Here is a 256-nt window from a genome sequence, read left to right as displayed (position 1 = left end):
CGACGTACACAATGCCCGGGTCCTTGGCTTTTTTGGGGGCCGCTGCGATGCCCGTCGTTTTGAAGTCGAGGATGTAAAACTTCCCGCCGTCACCACGGTACACCGCATCGATGTGGCCGCTGATGCCCTTGTAGTTGATGCTCAGCTCATGGTACACGGTCGGAAAACCACAACACTCGTATTTGTACGAAAGCTCGTGCATTGTGCCACACTCTTTGCACTCGTAGTTCGCAAGGAACTTTCCACTCAAGCACAG

1 protein-coding gene is annotated in these 256 nt (G+C 53.9%); it reads right to left on the bottom strand.

All coding sequences use genetic code 11. The features are described 5' to 3' along the window. A partial coding sequence (locus tag ACZ2XM_RS15590; protein WP_490619029.1) for a hypothetical protein occupies positions 1 to 202 on the bottom strand: 202 nt, incomplete at its 3' end. Between the last annotated feature and the right edge of the window lie 54 nt (positions 203 to 256).

This window comes from Psychrobacter sp. CoH-33_TS_01 (genome assembly GCF_058189395.1).
Note: the sequence above shows the minus strand (reverse complement) of the source record. Positions and strands in the feature narration are given on the sequence as shown.